Origin of the sequence: Microcoleus sp. C2D2 (assembly GCF_036702495.1) — a bacterium.
Classification (GTDB): domain Bacteria; phylum Cyanobacteriota; class Cyanobacteriia; order Cyanobacteriales; family Microcoleaceae; genus Microcoleus.
Map to the genome: position 1 here is coordinate 27,224 of NZ_JAUBTO010000033.1, position 19,069 is coordinate 46,292.

Consider the following 19,069-nt stretch of genomic DNA (forward strand, 5'->3'; position numbering starts at 1 on the left):
AGTCTCGGCGTGTTTGGGTTCTACAGTATCGGCAGGGCCGACGGTTTAAGCTGCATAAAGCAGTATTGGTGTTGGCATTATTACATAATATACTATAACTCGACCGATTTACAGTAGTATATGGGAAAAAAATTTTTCCTTCCCCAGCCCCTTCTAAGCTGCCTCCGATATTTTCCGCGAAATAAACGGTACAGGTTGTCTGACTTCTTGCCGCAGCGGAATCTCGATCGAGAATTCCGTCCCCAATCCCGGCGTCGAATCGCAGCGCAGCACACCCTTGTGCTTTTCTACGACAATCTTATAGCTGATTGACAGTCCCAATCCTGTCCCTTTTCCGGCAGGTTTAGTCGTAAAGAACGGGTCAAACAGCAGTTTTTTGACATTTTCTGGCATACCGGGGCCGTTGTCAGATATCCGCACAATTATTTTGTCGGTACTTGAATATTCTGTGGTTATGGCGATCGCGATCGGATTGGCTTCCGCTGCTTTGGGCCCGCGATCGAGGCTGTAACTCTCAAGGGCGTCGATCGCATTAGCCAGAATATTCATAAACACCTGATTTAATTGTCCGGCATAGCACTCTACTAAAGGTAAATGGCTGTAGTTTTTAACAATTTCGATCGCCGGGCGATCGGCTGTAGCTTTCAGGCGGCTTTGCAGAATTAGCAGAGTGCTGTCAATGCCTTCATGGATGTTGACAGGTTTCATTTCGCTTTCATCTAAGCGAGAAAAATTCCGCAAAGATTGGACGATTTGAACAATGCGATCGGCTCCTATTTTCATCGAGGACAGCAGTTGCGGCAAATCTTCGCACAGAAAGTCAAAGTCAATATTTTCTAAATGCTGTGAAATTTCCGAGGGAGGGGATAAATAGTGTTTTTGGTAGAGTTCTACCAACTCCAACAGATCCCTAGTATATTCGCGGGCGTGGTGAAGATTGCCGTAAATAAAATTAATAGGATTGTTAACTTCGTGGGCGACACCAGCAACTAATAAACCCAAACTAGACATTTTTTCCTGCTGAATCAGTTGAGTTTGAGTTTGCTGCAACTCTTGCAACGTTTGCTCTAGCTGTTGAGATTTAGTCCTGCGTTCTGCTGCTACTTTTTCAATGCGATCGGTATAATTCCACAAGCTCATTATATAAAGTGTCGCAGCCAAACTTAAGATACTCCCAAAAATTAGAACAGTCAAAGAACGCCAAAATCTTAGAGGAGTAATGTACTCTGGCGTTAGCCGCAGTTGCAGCAACCACCTGCGATTTTCAATATTGAGAATGCGGGTGCAACTGCTGCCGTCCGGGCAGTAAGCTCTTTCCCCTATTTGGAGTTGATTTTTAATGTTTTCGTCGGTGATTATCCTCTTAGTCTTCGCTTCGTAAAAGGCAAGGAATTTTTCGGACTCAGGAGCCATCGCATCTTGAAGATACACGTTAACAAAGTTGAGTTTAGTTTCCTGTAAAGCCGATTTAACAATAGCATCAACGAGCAAAACCCCGAGAGTAAAACCTTTCAATGTTTCTGGTTCCATAGCAGGTAAATCTGGCGGCCCTGCTGCGGTATCGCCGGGAGGAGTTTGACTAAAAATTGGCAGGAATACAAAGACGCTGGGTTGATTTTGTGAGGGCAATTTTTGGCGGTCAGTTGCGATAATCTCTTGTCTTTTTGTTGCTTTTTCTAAAGCTAGTCGATTTGCACTCAAATCTACATCTAAATCTATTTCCTTTGTCATAGATTGCGGAGAGTCAGAAACACGGGGAAGCCAAGCGATCGCCTTCAGGCTCGGATGGCGGTAGAGGGCAGAACCAACAAATGTCTTCATTTCTGGTTTTTGAACGCCGTCAAATACGCTGTAAAATGCTCCCGCAGCTCGAATTATTTCTAAATTCCCGCTAACCTCTCTCTGAATGTCTGTAGCTATTTTGTCCAGCCGGTCTTGCAGTTCGGCTTGCATGAATTTGTATTCCCAATTGTATGCAACTGAACAGGCGATCGCAGACAGTCCCAATCCTGCACAAAGTGTTAATCCTGCCTGGATGTAACGGCGATAACTAAGTAAAGTGCTAGTTGCTAAATTCTTGAATTTGTTAGCAGTCATATTCTTCACCTATCTTTTTTCTAGTTCTCGTTCCGAGGCTCTGCCTGGGATTTCTTGTTTTTCTCGTTCTCAGGCTCTGCCTGGGAATGAATTTCAGGAGGCTCTGCCTCCGATTTAGAGCTACGAGACAGCATTACCAGGCACAAGCCTGGTAACGATGTGGGAGCAGTGTTTTGTAGAAGATCGCGGATAGTATTTTGCGTAAGATGCAGTCGCTGATTTAAATTGAATAAGCAGGGAAAGTCATCGCGTGTTTGGGCTTGACGTAAACCTGCTGATCTCGCTTTAACTGGAGAGAATCGAAGCGCTCGCGACTCACGTAAGCTGTTACTACCTGCTCGGATTCTAACACTAACTCGGTTTGTATTTCCCGCCCTAAATGAATGATGCGGCTGACTGTTGCTAACGAAAAACCCGACTCCGGCTTAGTTTTAATTTCCACGTCGTGCGGGCGCAAAAACACTACGTCCGAATGAGCGGCTCCATTATGGCGAGGCGTTGAGGCGTTGCTGGCGAACAAACCCGCAGCATTCGACAGCACATTGACCGGCCCAATAAAACTCATCACAAAAGCTGACGCCGGTTTGTCGTAAATTTCAGCAGGAGTGCCAACTTGTTCGACTCTACCTTTGTTCATCACCACAATTTCATCGGCTACTTCCATAGCTTCTTCTTGGTCGTGAGTCACAAAAACTGTGGTGATGTTAACTTCTTTGTGAAGGTTGTGCAGCCACGATCGCAATTCTTTGCGGACTTTAGCATCTAATGCTCCAAAAGGTTCGTCTAGCAGCAGCACTTTTGGTTGAACTGCTAGAGCTCTGGCCAAAGCAACCCGCTGCCGCTGGCCGCCGGAAAGTTGCGAAGGATAGCGATCGCCCAAACCTGTCAACTGCACTAAATCCAAAAGTTCCTCAACCCGCCTGCTAATAGATCCTTTAGGAACTTTGCGAATTTCCATCGCAAAAGCAATATTTTTCCGAATACTCATGTGTTTGAATAAAGCGTAGTGCTGAAACACAAAACCGATATGCCGTTCCTGCACCGACTGATGAGTAGCATTTTCACCAATCAGGTAAATCTCACCGCTGTCCGGCGGTTCTAGCCCCGCGATCATCCTCAGCAGAGTCGATTTCCCAGAACCGGAAGGTCCCAACAGCGCGACTAAAGAGCCCTTTTTAATTTCCAAATTCACGTTGTCAATTGCGTGGAAGGAGCCGAAGTGTTTCGATACGTTCTGAATTGTAATGCTCATCAAAAATTTGGGTTTGAAACCCCGTCCTTTTAGGACGGCTTTACATTGGATGGGGGGAGGATTAGTCCCCCTTTTCTTGCTTGCTACCGCCTTGAATATACTGACGACGTTCGACGTTTTGTATTCGCCTTTCGCCTGGACAGTTACAGGCTCGTGCTTTGTACCTGTACGCATAGCAAGTGGCTGTAAGCCCGTGTGTATATATCCCTTCGCCGCTGACTATCCGAGAGGTTAAAAACTAGGGAAGCATTCTTAACGTCGCTTGGTGTACCACCACCATATAGTTCAGCTTGTCTCGAAGACCCAGGCTAGACACTGGTTTGGCCTCAAATTAAGAAGGTGGTGAGTCTTCCGCTTTCAAGCCCCATCCCTTTAGGGTGGGGTTAGTGACGAGTCTATTTACCTATTTTCGGAGTGAAAAAAGCTAACTCCGCTTAGCTGACCGAGTTACAGTAGTATATCCTGAAAATAATATTTATTCTGCAACCCCTGTAACTTTTTGTATTGTATGGAGAGGCCCGGATGATGGGGACTGCGCTTGAAAGTTGACGCTGGCGGGTCGTCCGAGTTAAGCCGCGAGGGTTTCGAGATGTGGCTGTATCGTTCAGTTGACAGTTGACAGTTGACAGTTGACAGTTGACCGCAAGATAGCGACCTCTACCTGGAAGGAAGAGGATTGGAGTAATGAATAGTCTTCTTTTAATTTCTCCCGATCGGGCTTGGGGCTTTAAACCAATTCTTTCTGGTAAAGGCGATAAATGCGATAAATGCGATCGTCAGTCAATTAGGGAAAAATTAAATGTCCCCGCCCGCAGTATGCAGGTTAAATGCCCAACAGCTTAGCAGCAATGGCTGTTTTGCGGTAGTCTGCTGGCCTGAGGATTCCCCGACTCTGGAGAATTCGCCAGTGCCGGCAATATTGAAGATTTCACGTAGGAATTGCTCAATCTGAGGTGCGATCGCACACAATTTAGATCACAATAGTTTATTCAGAAGCCAGCCAGCTTCAGCTTTGAGAAACTGAGAGAATAGTAAATTCTAACAAAAACACCACTATGGGAAAACCAACAGGCTTTATCGAATTCTTGCGCGAATTGCCCTCCGAACTCTCACCAGTCGAGAGAGTCCACAACTGGGACGAATTTCACCTGCCGATGGATGAGGACAAACTCCGCACCCAAGGCGCGCGCTGCATGGATTGCGGCATTCCGTTTTGCCACACGGGTACCGTCATCAGCGGCATGGCAAGCGGCTGCCCGATTAACAACCTCATCCCCGAATGGAACGACCTAGTATATCGCGGACTGTGGAAAGAAGCCCTAGACAGACTCCACAAAACCAACAACTTCCCTGAATTCACCGGCCGCGTCTGTCCCGCACCCTGCGAAGGCGCCTGCGTCCTCGGCATCAACAACCCGCCAGTCACGATTAAAAACATCGAAGCCTCGATTATCGACAAAGGCTGGGATGAAGGCTGGATTACTGCCGAACCGCCAGCCAAACGCACCGGCAAAAAAATCGCCGTCATCGGTTCCGGGCCCGCCGGTTTGTCCGCCGCCGCCCAACTCAACAAAGCCGGTCATTGGGTAACAGTATACGAAAGAGCCGATCGACCAGGCGGCCTGCTAATGTATGGCATCCCCAACATGAAGCTAGACAAAGAACAAGTCGTAATGCGCCGCCTGAAAGTCCTCGAAGACGAAGGCGTGACATTCGTCTGCAACACCGAAGTCGGCAAAGACTTACCAGCCGAACAATTGCTAAAAGAATACGACTCCGTTGTGCTCTGTACCGGCGCCACCAAACCCCGCGACTTGGGCATCCCCGGCCGGGAATTAAAAGGCATCCACTTCGCAATGGACTTCCTGACAGCCAACACCAAAGCAGTTCTCGACAAGAGCACCAACGGCAACTTCATCTCCGCCGAAGGCAAAGATATCGTCATCATCGGCGGTGGCGACACCGGCACCGACTGCGTGGGTACCTCCATCCGCCACGGCTGCAAAAGCCTGGTACAGCTAGAAATCATGCCCAAACCGCCCTCGGAACGGGCGGCCAACAATCCCTGGCCGGAATGGCCGAAAGTCTACCGCCTCGACTACGGCCAAGAAGAAGCTGCGGCCAAATTCGGCGACGACCCCCGCGGCTATCTCACCACGGCGACAAAGTTCGAGGGCGACGAAAACGGCAATGTCAAAGCCGTGCACACCGTTGAGGTGGAGTGGGCGAAAAACGAGAAAGGGCAGTTTATTCCGAAACAAATCCCGGGCACGGAAAAAGTGTTGCCGGCGCAGCTTGTGTTGCTGGCGATGGGCTTCCTCGGCCCGGAACAGCCCTTGCTGGATGCCCTGGGATTGGAACGGGACGCCCGCAGCAACGTGAAAGCCGAGCACGAAAAATATACAACCAGCATTCCGGGAGTTTTCGCGGCTGGGGACTGTCGCCGCGGACAAAGTTTGGTGGTTTGGGCGATTAATGAAGGGCGCGGCGTGGCCCGGGAGTGCGACCTTTATCTGATGGGGAGCACTGATTTGCCGTAAGACACAGGCTTGAGGCATTGGTTTGTAGTAAGGACTTCTGTCCGGCAGGGGTTTCAACCCCTGCCTCAAAGCTAAAGTCCTCTTGCATAGGACTGAGGAACTCATTAGTCCTATGCAAGAGGACTTTAGCTAAAAGCCCCGTGGAATTCATTCGCTGGCGGACTAGAGTTTTGACACTCCCCAACCTAAAGGTGTGGGGATTCTTGCTTCATCCGTCCTCTCTAGAATTATTGCTAATCCCCTGTTTGGATACGTCCACAAGCGCACACTCCCGGCCCGACCGCATTTGAAATGATTTACTTAATTGTTTGTTCCTCTTTCCTACACGCTAGTCGCACGTAGCTGAGCATTGTAGACGGGGAGAACCCAATATTGGCTATCTAGGCGTTTTATCGCGTTGCCATTTCTCTCTTAACATAGTATTCCAGAATGTGTCAAGAGAAAGCCGTCATAAAATGACGGGGCTTGTACCCAAAATTTTGGTCACAAATGGGTTCTTGGCTGGGAACCAGTTATTTTTCCATCTAAAATCTAAAATCTAAAATCCAAAATAGATTGACGGCGGCCCCCCTCTGCGGCTACGCTTTGAAGTTAGAGGTTGCTAAAGCTTGTAGAGAAAGCAGCCGGCGTTGCCCAAAAATCTAGTTGCACTGCCCAAAGCTGCTACCAACAGCAATGGACAGCTAACCGCCAAACTGTGCGTGGCAGTCTGGAGGCTAATTGAGAATCCTAACATTCTCTGTAGCCGCCCTGCTATGTGTTCATCTGCGGGGCGGCTAGGTTTTTGGGTTTTCCTAGAAAACCCAAAATCAAGGAGAACATATTATGTCACAGGAATTCGTGCCTGACGATAACTTATCCGTAAGCGTTGCCCTCGGAGAGGATCGTCCAAATTCAGACTCAGCAATATCCGAACAGGATGTGGTGCTGTTAACGGTTGTTGGTTCGCCCTCAGGTGTCAGGGAAACCATACTGACTTTGTACCGACTGGGTTTTGCCCAAGTTGGCGATTGGAGTCCCCTACAGCGTGCGGCAAATCCGAAGCAGGTGATGAGTGTGCTGATTCGCAGGCGGAAGCGCAAAGCGTAGGTGTTCGCTGGTTCCCAACCAATAACCCAGATTAACCTGATGTTCGATCGCTTTCAACTAAAACAGCAGGAGTCCCGCACTCTACCTGAAAGGTGAGTGTCGGGAGGAATGCGCGGCAGATAGAGGGGTTCGATACCCCGAAAGCTGCCAATACGCTACAATAAAAACAGCAAAACTTCACTATTTGAAAATGTCCCAAGTTCTTACAGTCTCTTGCAAATTGGAAGTATCGCAGCAGCAGGTTGAAAAGCTGAATGCGGTACTGACTGCCTTTGCAAAATGCTGTGAGTACGTGAACACCCATACACCCGAAAAGCTGACGAATCAGATTGCTGTTCAGTCCTTGATTTACAAGGAAGCGCGATCGCATTCTGGGCTGTCTGCTCAAATGACGATTCACGCAATTCGTAGAGTTTGCGCTAATCGCAAAACGGCAAAGCAAAAGGTTAAGCCCGTTAAGAAGTTTGCCCCCACTTCTGCCACTTACGACGCGAGAACTTTCACCTTCGGCGAATCGGATTGGTTGGTCAGCTTGACCATGCTCAAGGGCAGAGAAAAGTTTAAGCTGCACATTGGTAATTACCAAAAACACTTGCTGCAAGGACAAGACCCCAAAACGGCAACTTTGGTAAAGCGCAACGATGGCAGCTTTTATCTGAACATTCAGCTTGAGTCTGAGCCACCAGAGAAACAAAAGACTGATGATGTCTTGGGTGTTGATTTGGGACGCACAGACATTGCTTGTACATCTGCTGGAGAGAAATTCAGTGGCAAACAGGTAACACAAGCCAGAGACAGATATAGCCGTGTACGGGCTTCGTTACAGCGTAAAGCGTCCAAAGGCACAAGGTCGGCTCGTAGAAGGGCGAGACAGATTTTGCAACGGTTGAGTGGACGAGAACGGAGATTCCAGACATGGCTGAACCATACCATCAGCTATCGACTGATCCAGCAAGCCAAGACATCAAATCAGGCTATTACCCTGGAAGACTTGACCGGAATCAGAGAGCGTACCAATGAACTGTCACGGTCTAAAACAGAACGGAGACGCAGCAATAGTTGGGCGTTCTACCAGTTGCGCCAATTCCTGACCTATAAAGGCGTGAAATTTGGCGTTGATGTAAGACTGGTCGATCCGCGCTATACCTCGAAAACTTGTCACTGTTGCAAGGTGATTGGCAATCGCCAAGGTAAGCGGTTTGAGTGCCTGAATGAGCGATGCGGATGGATTGGCGATGCCGATGTGAATGGAGCAAGAAATATTGCTACTTTGGGGCAGATCGTAAACCTGCCCGGAGGTTCCGAGATAATGTCCTGCAAAGAGCAGGAAGTTGTCTTGAGGGCTACTGAAAGCCCGCACTCTATGCAAAGCATGAGTGTCGGGTAGTTTACAAAATGTAGATTCCGATTTACCTTTGGGCGGGGGCGGGTTTATTATATTGTTGGTTTCAGGCATAGATAGTTGGTGAAACCCGCCCCGACGATGGCCTGTAGGGGCCCGTGAGCCAACGATATTTGCCCCTAACCGACAATCTCAAAAACCCGCCCCGGCAATTGTATTATTCGCGATCGCTCCTCTATGATATAATGTCAAATCGGTTTTGAAAATTCGCGATCGAACTGGGCGGTTGAAACCGCTTCTTGTCAAACGAAGTCCGCCTAAGCGCTGGCGCGCTGGCTTCGCCCACGCGGACTAAAGAATAAAGTAGGAGGCGCCGTGTCCTTCCTCATAGCCCTACAAACCTCAACCAAAACTGTCAACAACATAGATAGAACTATCCGTACCGCCTAGCAGAATCAAACTGCTGTCATCGCTGCCTAAATCTCGACTGCCGGCAATTCCTCGATTCAGAATTTGAATGAGTCTTTGAGCACTAAAGGATTCCAATTCTACATAATTACCTGATTCCAACCACTCCAATTCTTCAGGGGATAAATCTTGGCGAATTGGTGGCGGTAATTCTCTAGCATCTCGTGCCGAACTCTCAGAACTTAGAACAAACATATTGTCGCCAGCCGCAATAATTTGCCTGGGTAGAATTCCGACATCAATAATTATCGCGCTGCTATCTGAGAACCAATTAGGACTCGTGCGTAGGTGGTCAACTAAACCAATTCCTCGGGGAGTGCAATCGTGCAAAGCGTAGACTTTTAAGTCAGGATTTCGGCGCAGCATTTCCATAGTTGTGTCGAAGATATTTTGAGGATATCCGGTAATGCTGAAGACTGCACAGTTGTTTTCAAAGTGAAAATTGTTGGCAATTAAAAATTGGGCAATTTCCGGGCGATCGCACACAACTAATCTGTCAAAACTGTAAGCGCTGACATCAGGACTAACGGCGGTATTTGCATTTAGAGCGCGGGGAGGCGGCAGCAATTTAGTCATAGAGTTAATTAGTACCCAATGATTAATCCAGCCTTGAAACTGATTTAACTCAATAGTAAAATCTTGACTATTGGCAGGTTTTTTGTCAATTTTTCGGGTTCCCAAATAGATAGATAGCATTCCGATAGCAGAGCTAGCTAAAAACAGCGGAAAGGAACTTGATAACAGAGTTACACCTATTCCAAATACCAGAACTATTCCTCCCCAAATTTGCAAAGTTTTTGCAAATTTCTGGCGTTGTTTGTACGGATACTTGCTAGAACGGCTAGCAGTAAAAGTTCCTGCAATCAATAAACTATTTATTACAAACATTCCCAACATGAAAGCTAGACTCCCTTCAGGAAATAGAGCTGCTGTCCACATAAAAACAAAGATACTCGAAACTATATTAATAATGAGGTATATTGGGATTGTGTAGAACTGTCCATAAATTTTTGGTCTCGATCGCTTGTCTAAAAGGTAAAATAACTGCTTAGGGGTAAAAAATAGCGTATCGTTAACAGAAATATCAGCGATCGCCTTGGCAAACATCGGGTCAGTTATTTTGACACCACTCATTCGAGTCGGTTCAAAAGCAAACTGATGGTTGCATCGTATACAGCGACCCCTATTGGCCGTGCGATCTTTTAACTTATTGTCAGTTTGGCAGTTGATGCACTTCATAAAAATCTCCTGTTGATTATTCAAAAAACTTGATTTGCTAGCAAAATGCTGTAATCTTCTCTGCGGCGAATCAGGCGATGTCGGCTATTTTCTAACAGCACTTCCGCTGGTCTGGGACGGTGCAAAAAGTGCGACGACATGGCATAGCCGTAAGCTCCGACATCTAAAATAGCAACGATTTCCCCGATCGCCAAAGCTGGCAGTTGACAGTTTTTCCCCAAATAATCCCGCGAATAAGTAGTATTGCCGCAAACATCAGTAAGATGTAGAGCATCCCGGCAACTCCAGGTATAAATCTCTCGATAACCGCCGTGAACAGACGGCACTGAAAGATTAGCAACAGTAGTATCTACACCGACAATTTGTTTGGCTTCTTGCCATTTTGTCGAAACAACTTGAGCGAGCAAAGTAGCACATCCTGCTACAACCGATCGCCCTGGTTCAATTATTAACTCAATTTCGCGGTCTAGTTGGCTAATTTTGCTGGTTAATTCTGCTCCGAACAGTTCCCAGTCAAAGGCTGTACCCCCGCTGCGGTAAGGATAGCCAAAACCGCCGCCAAAATCGAGATATTCCCAATCTGGCAATTGCTGCGCTACGGCAATTATAGTATCAATTACTTGAGTAAAAGCTGCGGTAGAATTAGTACCCGTACCGCGATAAAAATGCAAGCCGCTGAGCTTTAATCCGGCTTTTCTAGCTAGGGCGATTGCTGCGGTCAATTCGCTCGATCGCACTCCTATTCGACTCTCTCCTGTTAGTTCGGGCAAATTCAGTCTCAAACCCAAACGAGGCGGTTCTAAAATCTGTTGGTTTTCCCTGAGATATTGATAAACTTCACAGCACAACTGCAACTGAGCAAGACTGTCGAAATTCAGAGTTTTGACACCCCATTTGAGAAGTTGTGCCATCTCAGTTTGGTGCAAGTTGCTGCCGCTGTAAACAATGTTTTTGGGTGCAAAACCTGCCTGAATTCCTAAATAAATATCTCCCGGTGTATTGGCGTGCAGTCCCCACCCGCAAGCTTGAAAAATTTGCAGCAGTGCGACGCTGCCATTGGTGACGCTGGCAAAACAAAATTGTGTTCGCGGATAGGAAATTGCTTTAGTAATGCGGGCGATTGTCCGGCGCAAAATATCGCTTTGATAAATGTAAAGCGGCGAACCGTAGCTAGTTAATAATTCTTGAGCTAGGGAAAGAGTTAAAGGAGTTTGTTGGAGAATTGATTGGCGTTCGGCAATTGTTGACATATACCTGTTTTAAACGAACCGCGAAGACGCGAAGGACACAAAGTAAGAGAAGAGAAGAGAAGAGAAGGGCAAGGGTTGATAAAAGATGTTGATTTTATTCTTGCCAGCGCTGGCGGTAATTCCAAAGGGAGCGAGGCAACCAAAATGGATGATTCCAAGACTTGTTTTTGATATCCTCACCTAAAATTTGCGATCGCCAATTTTGCCACATAATTAATAGCCAAATAATTTCGCCAATGCGGCGGCCTTGAATTCCCGCTGCGAATTTGCCGGACACAATTTGAGCAGCTAAATCGGGTTGCCAGCGTTTCTCTGACTGCAGCACGGCAGGGTTTAACCAATGGCCAATTTGATGCCAAAATTCATTAAAACACCAGGAGGTTAAGGGAACTCCCATACCCCGCTTTTCTCGCCAAACTATTTCTGCAGGCAGCCAATTTTCGACGCTTCGTTTGAGGATGTATTTCTCGCAAGCACCCCGCAAACACAATTCTCCTGAGAGTTTAAATGTCCAGTCTGTTAAGGCAAAATCGCAAAAGGGCGATCGCACTTTTAGACCAAAAGCTAGAGCTAAATTAGCAGCACGGGGATGGATGTTCTGCGCGCCTTTGAGCATCAGCCCCGCGCGGCGGAGGCGATGGAGCAAAGACCCGCCTCTAGCCGGATTAAGAGCCTCTAGCAGCCAATCTTGAGGGTGCAAATTCTGAATTTGAGTGTAAATTTGCGGCTGGTAAACTTTAGTTTCGTATCCCCACATCCTGTGAAAAGTTCGCAGGTATTGCAGGGCAAAAGCTCCGTCTCCGGCTGGATTTGCGGCTTGATAAATACCCGCTGCAATCAGGGGTTTATTAGTCCATCCCGCAAATAACTGATCGCCGCCTTCGCCGTTGAAAACGAGATCGGTTTCTTGACTCGCAGCTTCATTTAAAAGGTACAGAGGCACTGTAACTCCGTCGCCAAAAGGCAAATCTAAAGCTTTGACAGCAGAATGCAAAACTTGTTTGATCCGGTGCGGCCTGGCATCTACTTTTACTAAGGGAATTTTCAGCGAGTAGGCAACTTGTTCTGCCCAAGGATATTCAGGAATTCCGGCTTCGCCAAAGTCGAGAGTATAAGCGCGCACTTTGACTCCGGCTTTTACTAATAAAGCTGCGACCACTGAGGAATCTAAACCGCCTGATAGAAATACTCCGACAGTTTCACTGCTGTTTAAATCGGAAATTTGACGCTCAACTGCATCTTTAAGTAAGTTTTGCAATTGGGCGATCGCTTCTGCTTCTTCTTGTATTTTTTCTGAACTTTCTCCCCATTCCAACAACCGTTTTGAGTGGGGTTCAAAAATGACACAGCTATCTCGATCGCACTCCCAAGTCAATTCGGTTCCTGCGGGAACGGCGAACACATTTTTGACTGGAGTTAAAGGAGTTGGGACATAGGAAAAACAGCTATAACCGTACAAACCGGGAATGCTTACCTCTGGCTGTTGACAAATATTTAACAGCAGTTGCAAACTCGATGCAAACCAAATACTCTGCCCGATTTGCGTCCAGTAAAGCGTTACTCGCCCGAAGGGTTCCCTTCCCAAAATCAGGCAATTTTCTCGAACGTTTACCCAGGCATCAGGTAACAGCAAACCGTTAGTTGATGGATAAGTACACAGTCCAGATGCTGAGAGGGCGGCGATTTGCAAAGTACCCTCGCCCTTTTTGGTGGGCAAGTCTGGCGCGCCATCGATTTCGGTACTAGCAACATTCCAAATGGGGTGATTTGGGCCGCCTGCGGTGGAGAAACTGGAAGAATCCTCGACTTTTTGAACAGGAATTTCTCTGACAGACTGGCTGATACTTTTCGCCAGCAGCGGTTCCAATTTGTGGCGAGAACCGCAGCCCCAGTATCCTAAAAATTGACGCGGTTTGTTGGTGATTCCCATATTAAAATTTATCCATAGGCGAGTTTTTGATAATTATTTAACTTCAAAGGATGCACTGCCGATCGCACGACTTTCAACGAACATTTTAACTTGCCAATTTCCGGTAGCAGCAGCAGTACCAATTTGGTAGCGGCATTGAGTATTCCAGATAGGTTTGTCGATTTCGCGAGTCTGATAGCGGTTTTGTTTGACAACTTGGCCGCTGGGGTCAATCCAATCGCAAGATAAGGACAGTTTTTTCCCTATCGGTGCATCTTTCAACGTAGTACGATAAAATATTTCAGGATTATTTTGGCGGGAAATAACTGTCAAATTCCCACCATCATCCTGCACCGAGGTTATGCGGTTTTGTTGAATTGAAACGCGATCGATCGCTTGTCGGTTTTGCTGAATGTAGAATCCGGTAAGTGCGATCGCCCCCGCCGCAGCCGCAGCCAATCCTCCTGCAATCCACCGATTTCGCCGCTGCTGCTGGGCCAGTGCTTCCCGACGCTGCAACTGGATTAAAGCTTCATTTAGCAACTCGGGAGGCAAGCTTAATTCCTGCAAAATTTCTTTGACTTCTTCGGAATCAAGTTGAGATTGCCGGAGATTAGAAAGGCGTTCTACTTCAGCTACTATTTGCGTTAGTTGAGTTTGAGTCAGTCGATTTTCCATATATTAAGATGCGGTAGGAGTTTGTCCTGCGGCTTACTGACATCAGTTCATTAACATTATGAAACAGGCTGAGCTTCAAGTCAATTCATAAATTTCATAATTTTGAGTTCATAAAAGTCATACTGCAGATTCGACGTTTATGAAATACACCCGGATCGCGATGCCCGTAGGGACACCGCACCGTGCCTATTGGTCTCAACTTAAGCTGTCAGCCCACCCGGTAGTCCGCCAGGGGTTGAAACCCCTGTCTAATAGCTAAAGTCCTCGCTATGAGGACTAATGAGTTTAAAAATTCCGCGTTGCTGAATACAGTTAGGAATTCAGATTTCGGAATTCCTATAAGACAAGTAAGCTGTCGCGCATTTAAATTGTATATTCAGGGCAGGCGGGACACCCCACAAGACTTTGATTTTTTTTTGACATACAATTTAAATGCAGAATAGCTTATGGTGAGTTTTGTAACATCAAGCGAAAAGTTGATTCATACCGTGAATTAGCAATGCCAAAGATGCTTCTTCTGGGTCTTTTTTAGAGGACTTTAGCTTTGAGGCAGGGAATTCATTCCCTGTCGGACTGTCGGACTACCTGTTTAACGTTAAGTTGAGACCAATGGGCACGGTGCGGTGTCCCTACAAGGGCTATAGCGGTTCTCAAAAAAGTGAGGTATGCCCTATGCCCACGGAGGCCACGGAGGCCACGGAGGCCACGGAGGCCACGGAGGCCATGAGTACCTCATATGAGAGCTCGAAAGGCTATATGTACTTACTTACTAGCAAAAGTGCTGTATATCATTTCCACTCGCCTTGCAGGGTAAAAGCCGCCCAATAATAGGGCGATTTCCATTTTTCCTGCTGCATCATTTCAATCTGTGCGGCCCTCAAAGCTGCCGCCGGCGCTAACTTTTGTTGCACCATTTTTTGATAAAACTTTTGCATTAACACAGCAGTTCCTTCATCATCCACATTCCACAAACTCACCGCCACCCGCTGCGCCCCCGCATACATAAAACCCCTTGTTAATCCCACCATTCCTTCGCCTTTAACATTCTGTCCCATTCCCGATTGACAAGCACTTAAAACCACTAAATTTGCCGCCAGTTTCAAGTTAAAAATATCCGTGAGGCGCAAAAAACCATTGACAATATTGCCCTTGTCATCTACCATGGACATCACAATTCCTGACAGTTCGGGATTTTGGCTGTTGGCAATGCCGTGGGTGGCGAAGTGAACGATTTGATAATTGGCTAAACTGCCGTCGGTAGCGGTAGTGCGACTGGCATCGAAATCAATTTTTTGACTGCTAGAAGCTGAGGGAAATAAGCTGGATATTGTTTGGGCTTCTTGGCCGGTAAAGGGTAGGCGTTCGGGCGGCCATTGCCGATTAGAAGCACGAAGCGAGCGATTTAAACCGAGGTTATTTTCTTCTAATTTTTCTGTTGTTGCTTGGGTGATTTTTCCTTTAATTCTTTCATCGTCTGGACTAAAAACAGGATCTGCTAAAATTGCTAAAGTTTGGCTGGGCGGTTTTCTATCTCCGTAATTTTGCCTGAGAATGGCGAGAGTTGAGGCGGAAGGCAGGGTAATAATTTCATGTTCGAGAATTAAGGGAACATTGGTATTTTGTCCGGCGGTTTTCGCAAGAGTTAAAGCTGGAAAAGGGGTATAGTGCAGCACGCCGTCGGGAACAATTAATAAGCGTTTGTTTCTTAATTTGGCTGCTGCGGGCTGTAAAATTAATTGACCCAGATTTGCACTCGCTTCGGCAACTTTTTGGGGAATATATTTGTCATATTTGCTAGTTATTGCCGTGCGGAAAGCTCTTGCTGCTGTTTCAATGTCGGCGCGTTTTGGCAATTCATAGCTAGTTAGCCCGGTTGATGTTACAACCCACAAATAACTGCGGTCTTCGCCGAGGGAATACTGCAATAAAATCGTGTTGTCATCTAGAATCTGTTTCTGAATTTCTGGCAGTGTTAAAGGTTGGGGTTGGGTGAGGGCCGCATAGCGGGGGCTGGCGGTACGAATCTCGGTTTGAATTTGCTGATATTGTTCCAAAAGTGCGAGGCGCTGTTTGTCGATTTCATCGGCTTGAGTAGGGTTGGGGTTGGGGCTGCTGATTGCTTCGATGCGCTGCTTTTCAAGGGCATCGAGTTGCTGTTGCACGCTCTTTTCTTGTTGCAGTAAATCGGGGGAAATACCTTCGCGAATGTTGGCGTTACTTTCTTGCAGGAGTTCGAGGAGACTTCGGGCCCTCGAACGTTCGCTGGCTTCTAAGGCTTTTGTATCATAACCGGATTTAGGATTAGTTTTATGCAGTTGCATTAACAAATCGATGTAGAATTCGTAGTAGTCCTGTACTGTGGCAAAGTATGAGCTGCGGAGTTCTGGGCTGGCTATTTTGGTGCGGAGGTTTTCGATAATTTTGAGAGAGGATTCAATGTCATTGAGGGCTTCGGTAAGATTGTTTTGGTTGCGTTTGACAGTAGCAATTCTGTAAAGGATGGTAGCTTCTACATTGCGATCGCCTACTGCCCGACTCAGGGGAAGGGGCTGGCTGTAATACTCTAGCGCCTTCTGTTGTTCTCCCAATGCTGAGTAGACACTGCCAATGTTGGTGAGGGTGTAAGCTTCCCCACGGCGATCGCCGATTGCCCGCCATAGGGGAAGCGACTGGCTGTAATACTCTAGCGCTTTCTGTTGTTCTCCCAATTCTGAGTAGACACTGCCTATGTCATTGAGGGTGAGAGCTTCCCCACGGCGATCGCCGGTTGCCCGAAATAGGGGAAGCGACTGGCTGTAATACTCTAGCGCTTTCTGTTTTTCTCCCAATGCTGGGTAGACACGGCCGATGTCGTTGAGGGTGTAAGCTTCCCCACGGCGATCGCCGATTGCCCGAAATAGGGGAAGGGACTGACTGTAATACTCTAGCGCTTTCTGTTTTTCTCCCAAGTCTGAGTAGGCAGTGCCGAGGTTGAGGAGGGTAGTAGCTTCCCCGCCGCGATCGCCGGTTGCCCGAAATAGGGGAAGCGACTGGCTGTAATACTCTAGCGCTTTCTGTTGTTCTCCCAATTGGGAGTAGACACTGCCGATGTTGTTGAGGGTGCTAGCTTCCCCACGGAGATCGCCTACTGCCCGTCTCAGGGGAAGCGACTGGCTGTAATACTCTAGCGCTTTCTGTTGTTCTCCCAATTCTGAGTAGACACTGCCGATGTTGTTGAGGGTGGTAGCTTCCCCACGGCGATCGCCCGCTGCCTGGCTCAGGGTAAGAGACTGGCTGTAATACTCTAGCGCTTTCTGCTTTTCTCCCAATTCTGAGTAGACATTGCCGATGTTGTTGAGGGTGGTAGCTTCCCCGCGGAGATCGCCTACTGCCCGTCTCAGGGGAAGCGACTGGCCCAAATACTCTAGCGCTTTCTGTTTTTCTCCCAATTGGGAGTAGACACTGCCGATGTTGTTGAGGGTGGTAGCTTCCCCGCGGAGATCGCCTACTGCCTGTCTCAGGGGAAGCGACTGGCTGTAATACTCTAGCGCTTTCTGTTTTTCTCCCAATTGGGAGTAGACTAAGCCGATGTTGTTGAGGGTCATAGCTTCCCCGCGGAGATCGCCCGCTTCTCGATACAATTTTAATGCTATTTCAAACTGGGCGATCGCACCTCTTAAAGCTTCCGCTGTTCCTTGCTGGTATAGTTTCTCTGCTTCTTCATATACTTTTGCAGCAGCGTCGTTACTGCCAATTTGTGCTGTTTGTAAGACTTTACCAACGGGCACGGCTGCTGCCACTGGCTGACTTAACTGAAGCGAAAGCGCGATCGACATACCAGCCAAAAACCATTGAGTGCGATCGAACATAGCCAGCCCTTTTGTATTTGCTTCAATCTTACTCACTAGCCCGCTTAGTGTAAAGGCAGGAAAAAGTCAGGGCGATCGGTCTTTTTCCTGAATACAAAACAATTGGCAAACGCCACCCAATTGCTAAAATCAGCGAGTAGTGCGATTCCCTGCGGGATAGCTATGCCCGCGCGAACTTTTTCCTAAAATGAGCAACATCCTAATTGCCTCCCATCCCCTAAAAACCCACTGGGATTGCCCCGAGTGCGGCGGCACAGGTACAGTCAGCCCAGAAACTTGCCCCGTATGCCTCGGAGCAAAATACATCGATCTCGCTGCCATCACTAACTGGATGCTCGATTTTATGGAATCTCGCGGCTGCAACCCTGATGAAATCGAGCAATTGCGAACCGAAAACCCAGACCCGCTGACCTTAACTTTTTGCCTCGAAATTTGTATAGCGCTTAAATAAACAACGAAAACTTATGTTAGAATTTATAGCATTAAAAAATCATGCCAATTTGAACTGATGAGCGCTATCAAAGCAGGACAAAAATACTCAAAAAACAATATCTATAAAGGCTTCAATTTTGAACAGCACAAACATTTGGGGCTATACATTAAACACCGGAGAGATGAAGCACTAAGCCTGAGTGTTGTATCTAGTTGGTGCTGCGGTACAACCTCAAAAGTTTCCAGGTTAGCTTGCAAGATGGAGCGTGCATTGTCAACCCTTAAGTGTAACCTAGATAACATCGTTTGTGGTGAAGTCCCACCCAATCACGTTCTTTTCAGAAACGGCTACAACTCTGAAATTGATCCAATAAAATGCTACTACGGGCAAACTGAGTTCGCCCAACAGTGGCACAAGGAGTTTATCGCGGGGTTTAGAGAAGAATTTCATGAACAACCATCAGAAGGACTTCGTCCACCGCTCAATCTACCCAGACGATGTAATGGCTTCACGCTGGACGAACATCTCCACGTAGCTAAGATTATGTATTGTCAGATTAGGCAGTCAGCAATCACAACCATCCTGATATGGAATGCTTATGGAAGCAATTCTAAGGCAACCGAGGCAGCTTATAAATGGTGGAAAGCGGCAACTGCCCTAGTCTCGGAACTTCATGAAGTCTCAGGTGAGATTGGTATATATGCCACAACATATCCTACTGACGAAGCCGAGCGATTTGAGGTACAAATTGCTGCGGATCAGAGCTTTGCTGAGCCGCTGAGAATGCCATTGCAAAAATCTCTTCTTCAAAAGGCTGTGGTGGCTAATGCCGGAAAAGTCACTAACGATAAGTACAACCTGGATCTCGGATTGGATTGGCTAAAAGTCAACATCACTTATCCCTAATTACCAATTTACCAATTA

At 47.2% G+C, this 19,069-nt stretch carries 14 protein-coding genes; 6 read left to right on the forward strand and 8 right to left on the reverse strand.

Features of this window, described 5'->3' with window-relative positions; translation table 11 throughout:
• Nucleotides 1-153: 153 nt before the first annotated feature.
• Both QUB61_RS13455 and QUB61_RS13460 read right to left on the reverse strand, forming a co-directional pair.
• Nucleotides 154-2,097, reverse strand: coding sequence for an ATP-binding protein (locus QUB61_RS13455; protein WP_333129100.1), 1,944 nt, complete (start codon nt 2,095-2,097; stop codon nt 154-156).
• A 220-nt stretch (nt 2,098-2,317) separates the two neighbouring features.
• On the reverse strand, nt 2,318-3,349 hold the full coding sequence (locus tag QUB61_RS13460; protein ID WP_333129102.1) for a sulfate/molybdate ABC transporter ATP-binding protein: 1,032 nt from the start codon (nt 3,347-3,349) through the stop codon (nt 2,318-2,320).
• A 684-nt stretch (nt 3,350-4,033) separates the two neighbouring features.
• Between QUB61_RS13460 and QUB61_RS13465 the strand changes: the two genes are divergently transcribed.
• Nucleotides 4,034-4,192, forward strand: a complete 159-nt coding sequence (locus QUB61_RS13465) for a hypothetical protein (RefSeq protein WP_333129104.1) — start codon at nt 4,034-4,036, stop codon at nt 4,190-4,192.
• 212 nt (nt 4,193-4,404) lie between these two features.
• Nucleotides 4,405-5,889 carry a glutamate synthase small subunit gene (gltD, locus tag QUB61_RS13470; RefSeq protein WP_333129106.1) on the forward strand — a complete coding sequence of 495 codons (1,485 nt, stop codon included), beginning with the start codon at nt 4,405-4,407 and terminating at the stop codon, nt 5,887-5,889.
• 601 nt (nt 5,890-6,490) lie between these two features.
• On the opposite strand, the gene QUB61_RS13475 is transcribed toward gltD, so the two are convergent.
• Nucleotides 6,491-6,625: a hypothetical protein gene (locus QUB61_RS13475; protein ID WP_333129108.1), complete on the reverse strand. Its 135-nt coding sequence runs from the start codon at nt 6,623-6,625 to the stop codon at nt 6,491-6,493.
• A gap of 89 nt (nt 6,626-6,714) precedes the next feature.
• On the opposite strand from QUB61_RS13475, the gene QUB61_RS13480 reads away from it, so the two are divergent.
• Nucleotides 6,715-6,978 (forward strand): hypothetical protein, encoded by a 264-nt coding sequence (locus QUB61_RS13480; RefSeq protein ID WP_333129110.1) that lies wholly within the window; start codon nt 6,715-6,717, stop codon nt 6,976-6,978.
• Nucleotides 6,979-7,168: 190 nt separating this feature from the next.
• Nucleotides 7,169-8,365 (forward strand): RNA-guided endonuclease TnpB family protein, encoded by a 1,197-nt coding sequence (locus QUB61_RS13485; protein ID WP_333129112.1) that lies wholly within the window; start codon nt 7,169-7,171, stop codon nt 8,363-8,365.
• A gap of 357 nt (nt 8,366-8,722) precedes the next feature.
• Here the strand turns inward: QUB61_RS13485 and QUB61_RS13490 are convergent, their stop codons facing one another.
• The 5 genes from QUB61_RS13490 to QUB61_RS13510 form a co-directional block, all read right to left on the reverse strand.
• A complete protein-coding gene (locus QUB61_RS13490; protein ID WP_333129115.1) occupies nt 8,723-9,922 on the reverse strand; it encodes a hypothetical protein in 1,200 nt (399 codons plus the stop codon).
• A gap of 125 nt (nt 9,923-10,047) precedes the next feature.
• Nucleotides 10,048-11,277, reverse strand: coding sequence for a decarboxylase (locus QUB61_RS13495; RefSeq protein ID WP_333129116.1), 1,230 nt, complete (start codon nt 11,275-11,277; stop codon nt 10,048-10,050).
• Between the two features lie 94 nt (nt 11,278-11,371).
• On the reverse strand, nt 11,372-13,207 hold the full coding sequence (locus QUB61_RS13500) for an asparagine synthetase B family protein (RefSeq protein ID WP_333129118.1): 1,836 nt from the start codon (nt 13,205-13,207) through the stop codon (nt 11,372-11,374).
• Nucleotides 13,208-13,240: 33 nt separating this feature from the next.
• Complete coding sequence (locus QUB61_RS13505) at nt 13,241-13,864, reverse strand: DUF3859 domain-containing protein (protein WP_333129120.1); 624 nt, start codon at nt 13,862-13,864, stop codon at nt 13,241-13,243.
• Between the two features lie 788 nt (nt 13,865-14,652).
• Nucleotides 14,653-17,712, reverse strand: a complete 3,060-nt coding sequence (locus QUB61_RS13510) for a tetratricopeptide repeat protein (RefSeq protein WP_445300996.1) — start codon at nt 17,710-17,712, stop codon at nt 14,653-14,655.
• A 187-nt stretch (nt 17,713-17,899) separates the two neighbouring features.
• Between QUB61_RS13510 and QUB61_RS13515 the strand changes: the two genes are divergently transcribed.
• Both QUB61_RS13515 and QUB61_RS13520 read left to right on the forward strand, forming a co-directional pair.
• Nucleotides 17,900-18,163 (forward strand): hypothetical protein, encoded by a 264-nt coding sequence (locus QUB61_RS13515; protein ID WP_333129125.1) that lies wholly within the window; start codon nt 17,900-17,902, stop codon nt 18,161-18,163.
• A 57-nt stretch (nt 18,164-18,220) separates the two neighbouring features.
• Complete coding sequence (locus tag QUB61_RS13520; protein ID WP_333129127.1) at nt 18,221-19,051, forward strand: hypothetical protein; 831 nt, start codon at nt 18,221-18,223, stop codon at nt 19,049-19,051.
• Nucleotides 19,052-19,069 lie beyond the last annotated feature (18 nt).

Coding starts and splice junctions, on each gene's coding strand:
- QUB61_RS13455 (WP_333129100.1), bottom strand. CDS start 2,097: ATGACTGCTAACAAATTCAAGAATTTAGCAACTAGCACTTTACTTAGT.
- QUB61_RS13460 (WP_333129102.1), bottom strand. CDS start 3,349: ATGAGCATTACAATTCAGAACGTATCGAAACACTTCGGCTCCTTCCAC.
- QUB61_RS13465 (WP_333129104.1), top strand. CDS start 4,034: ATGAATAGTCTTCTTTTAATTTCTCCCGATCGGGCTTGGGGCTTTAAA.
- gltD (WP_333129106.1), top strand. CDS start 4,405: ATGGGAAAACCAACAGGCTTTATCGAATTCTTGCGCGAATTGCCCTCC.
- QUB61_RS13475 (WP_333129108.1), bottom strand. CDS start 6,625: ATGTTAGGATTCTCAATTAGCCTCCAGACTGCCACGCACAGTTTGGCG.
- QUB61_RS13480 (WP_333129110.1), top strand. CDS start 6,715: ATGTCACAGGAATTCGTGCCTGACGATAACTTATCCGTAAGCGTTGCC.
- QUB61_RS13485 (WP_333129112.1), top strand. CDS start 7,169: ATGTCCCAAGTTCTTACAGTCTCTTGCAAATTGGAAGTATCGCAGCAG.
- QUB61_RS13490 (WP_333129115.1), bottom strand. CDS start 9,922: ATGAGTGGTGTCAAAATAACTGACCCGATGTTTGCCAAGGCGATCGCT.
- QUB61_RS13495 (WP_333129116.1), bottom strand. CDS start 11,277: ATGTCAACAATTGCCGAACGCCAATCAATTCTCCAACAAACTCCTTTA.
- QUB61_RS13500 (WP_333129118.1), bottom strand. CDS start 13,207: ATGGGAATCACCAACAAACCGCGTCAATTTTTAGGATACTGGGGCTGC.
- QUB61_RS13505 (WP_333129120.1), bottom strand. CDS start 13,864: ATGGAAAATCGACTGACTCAAACTCAACTAACGCAAATAGTAGCTGAA.
- QUB61_RS13510 (WP_445300996.1), bottom strand. CDS start 17,712: ATGTTCGATCGCACTCAATGGTTTTTGGCTGGTATGTCGATCGCGCTT.
- QUB61_RS13515 (WP_333129125.1), top strand. CDS start 17,900: ATGAGCAACATCCTAATTGCCTCCCATCCCCTAAAAACCCACTGGGAT.
- QUB61_RS13520 (WP_333129127.1), top strand. CDS start 18,221: ATGAGCGCTATCAAAGCAGGACAAAAATACTCAAAAAACAATATCTAT.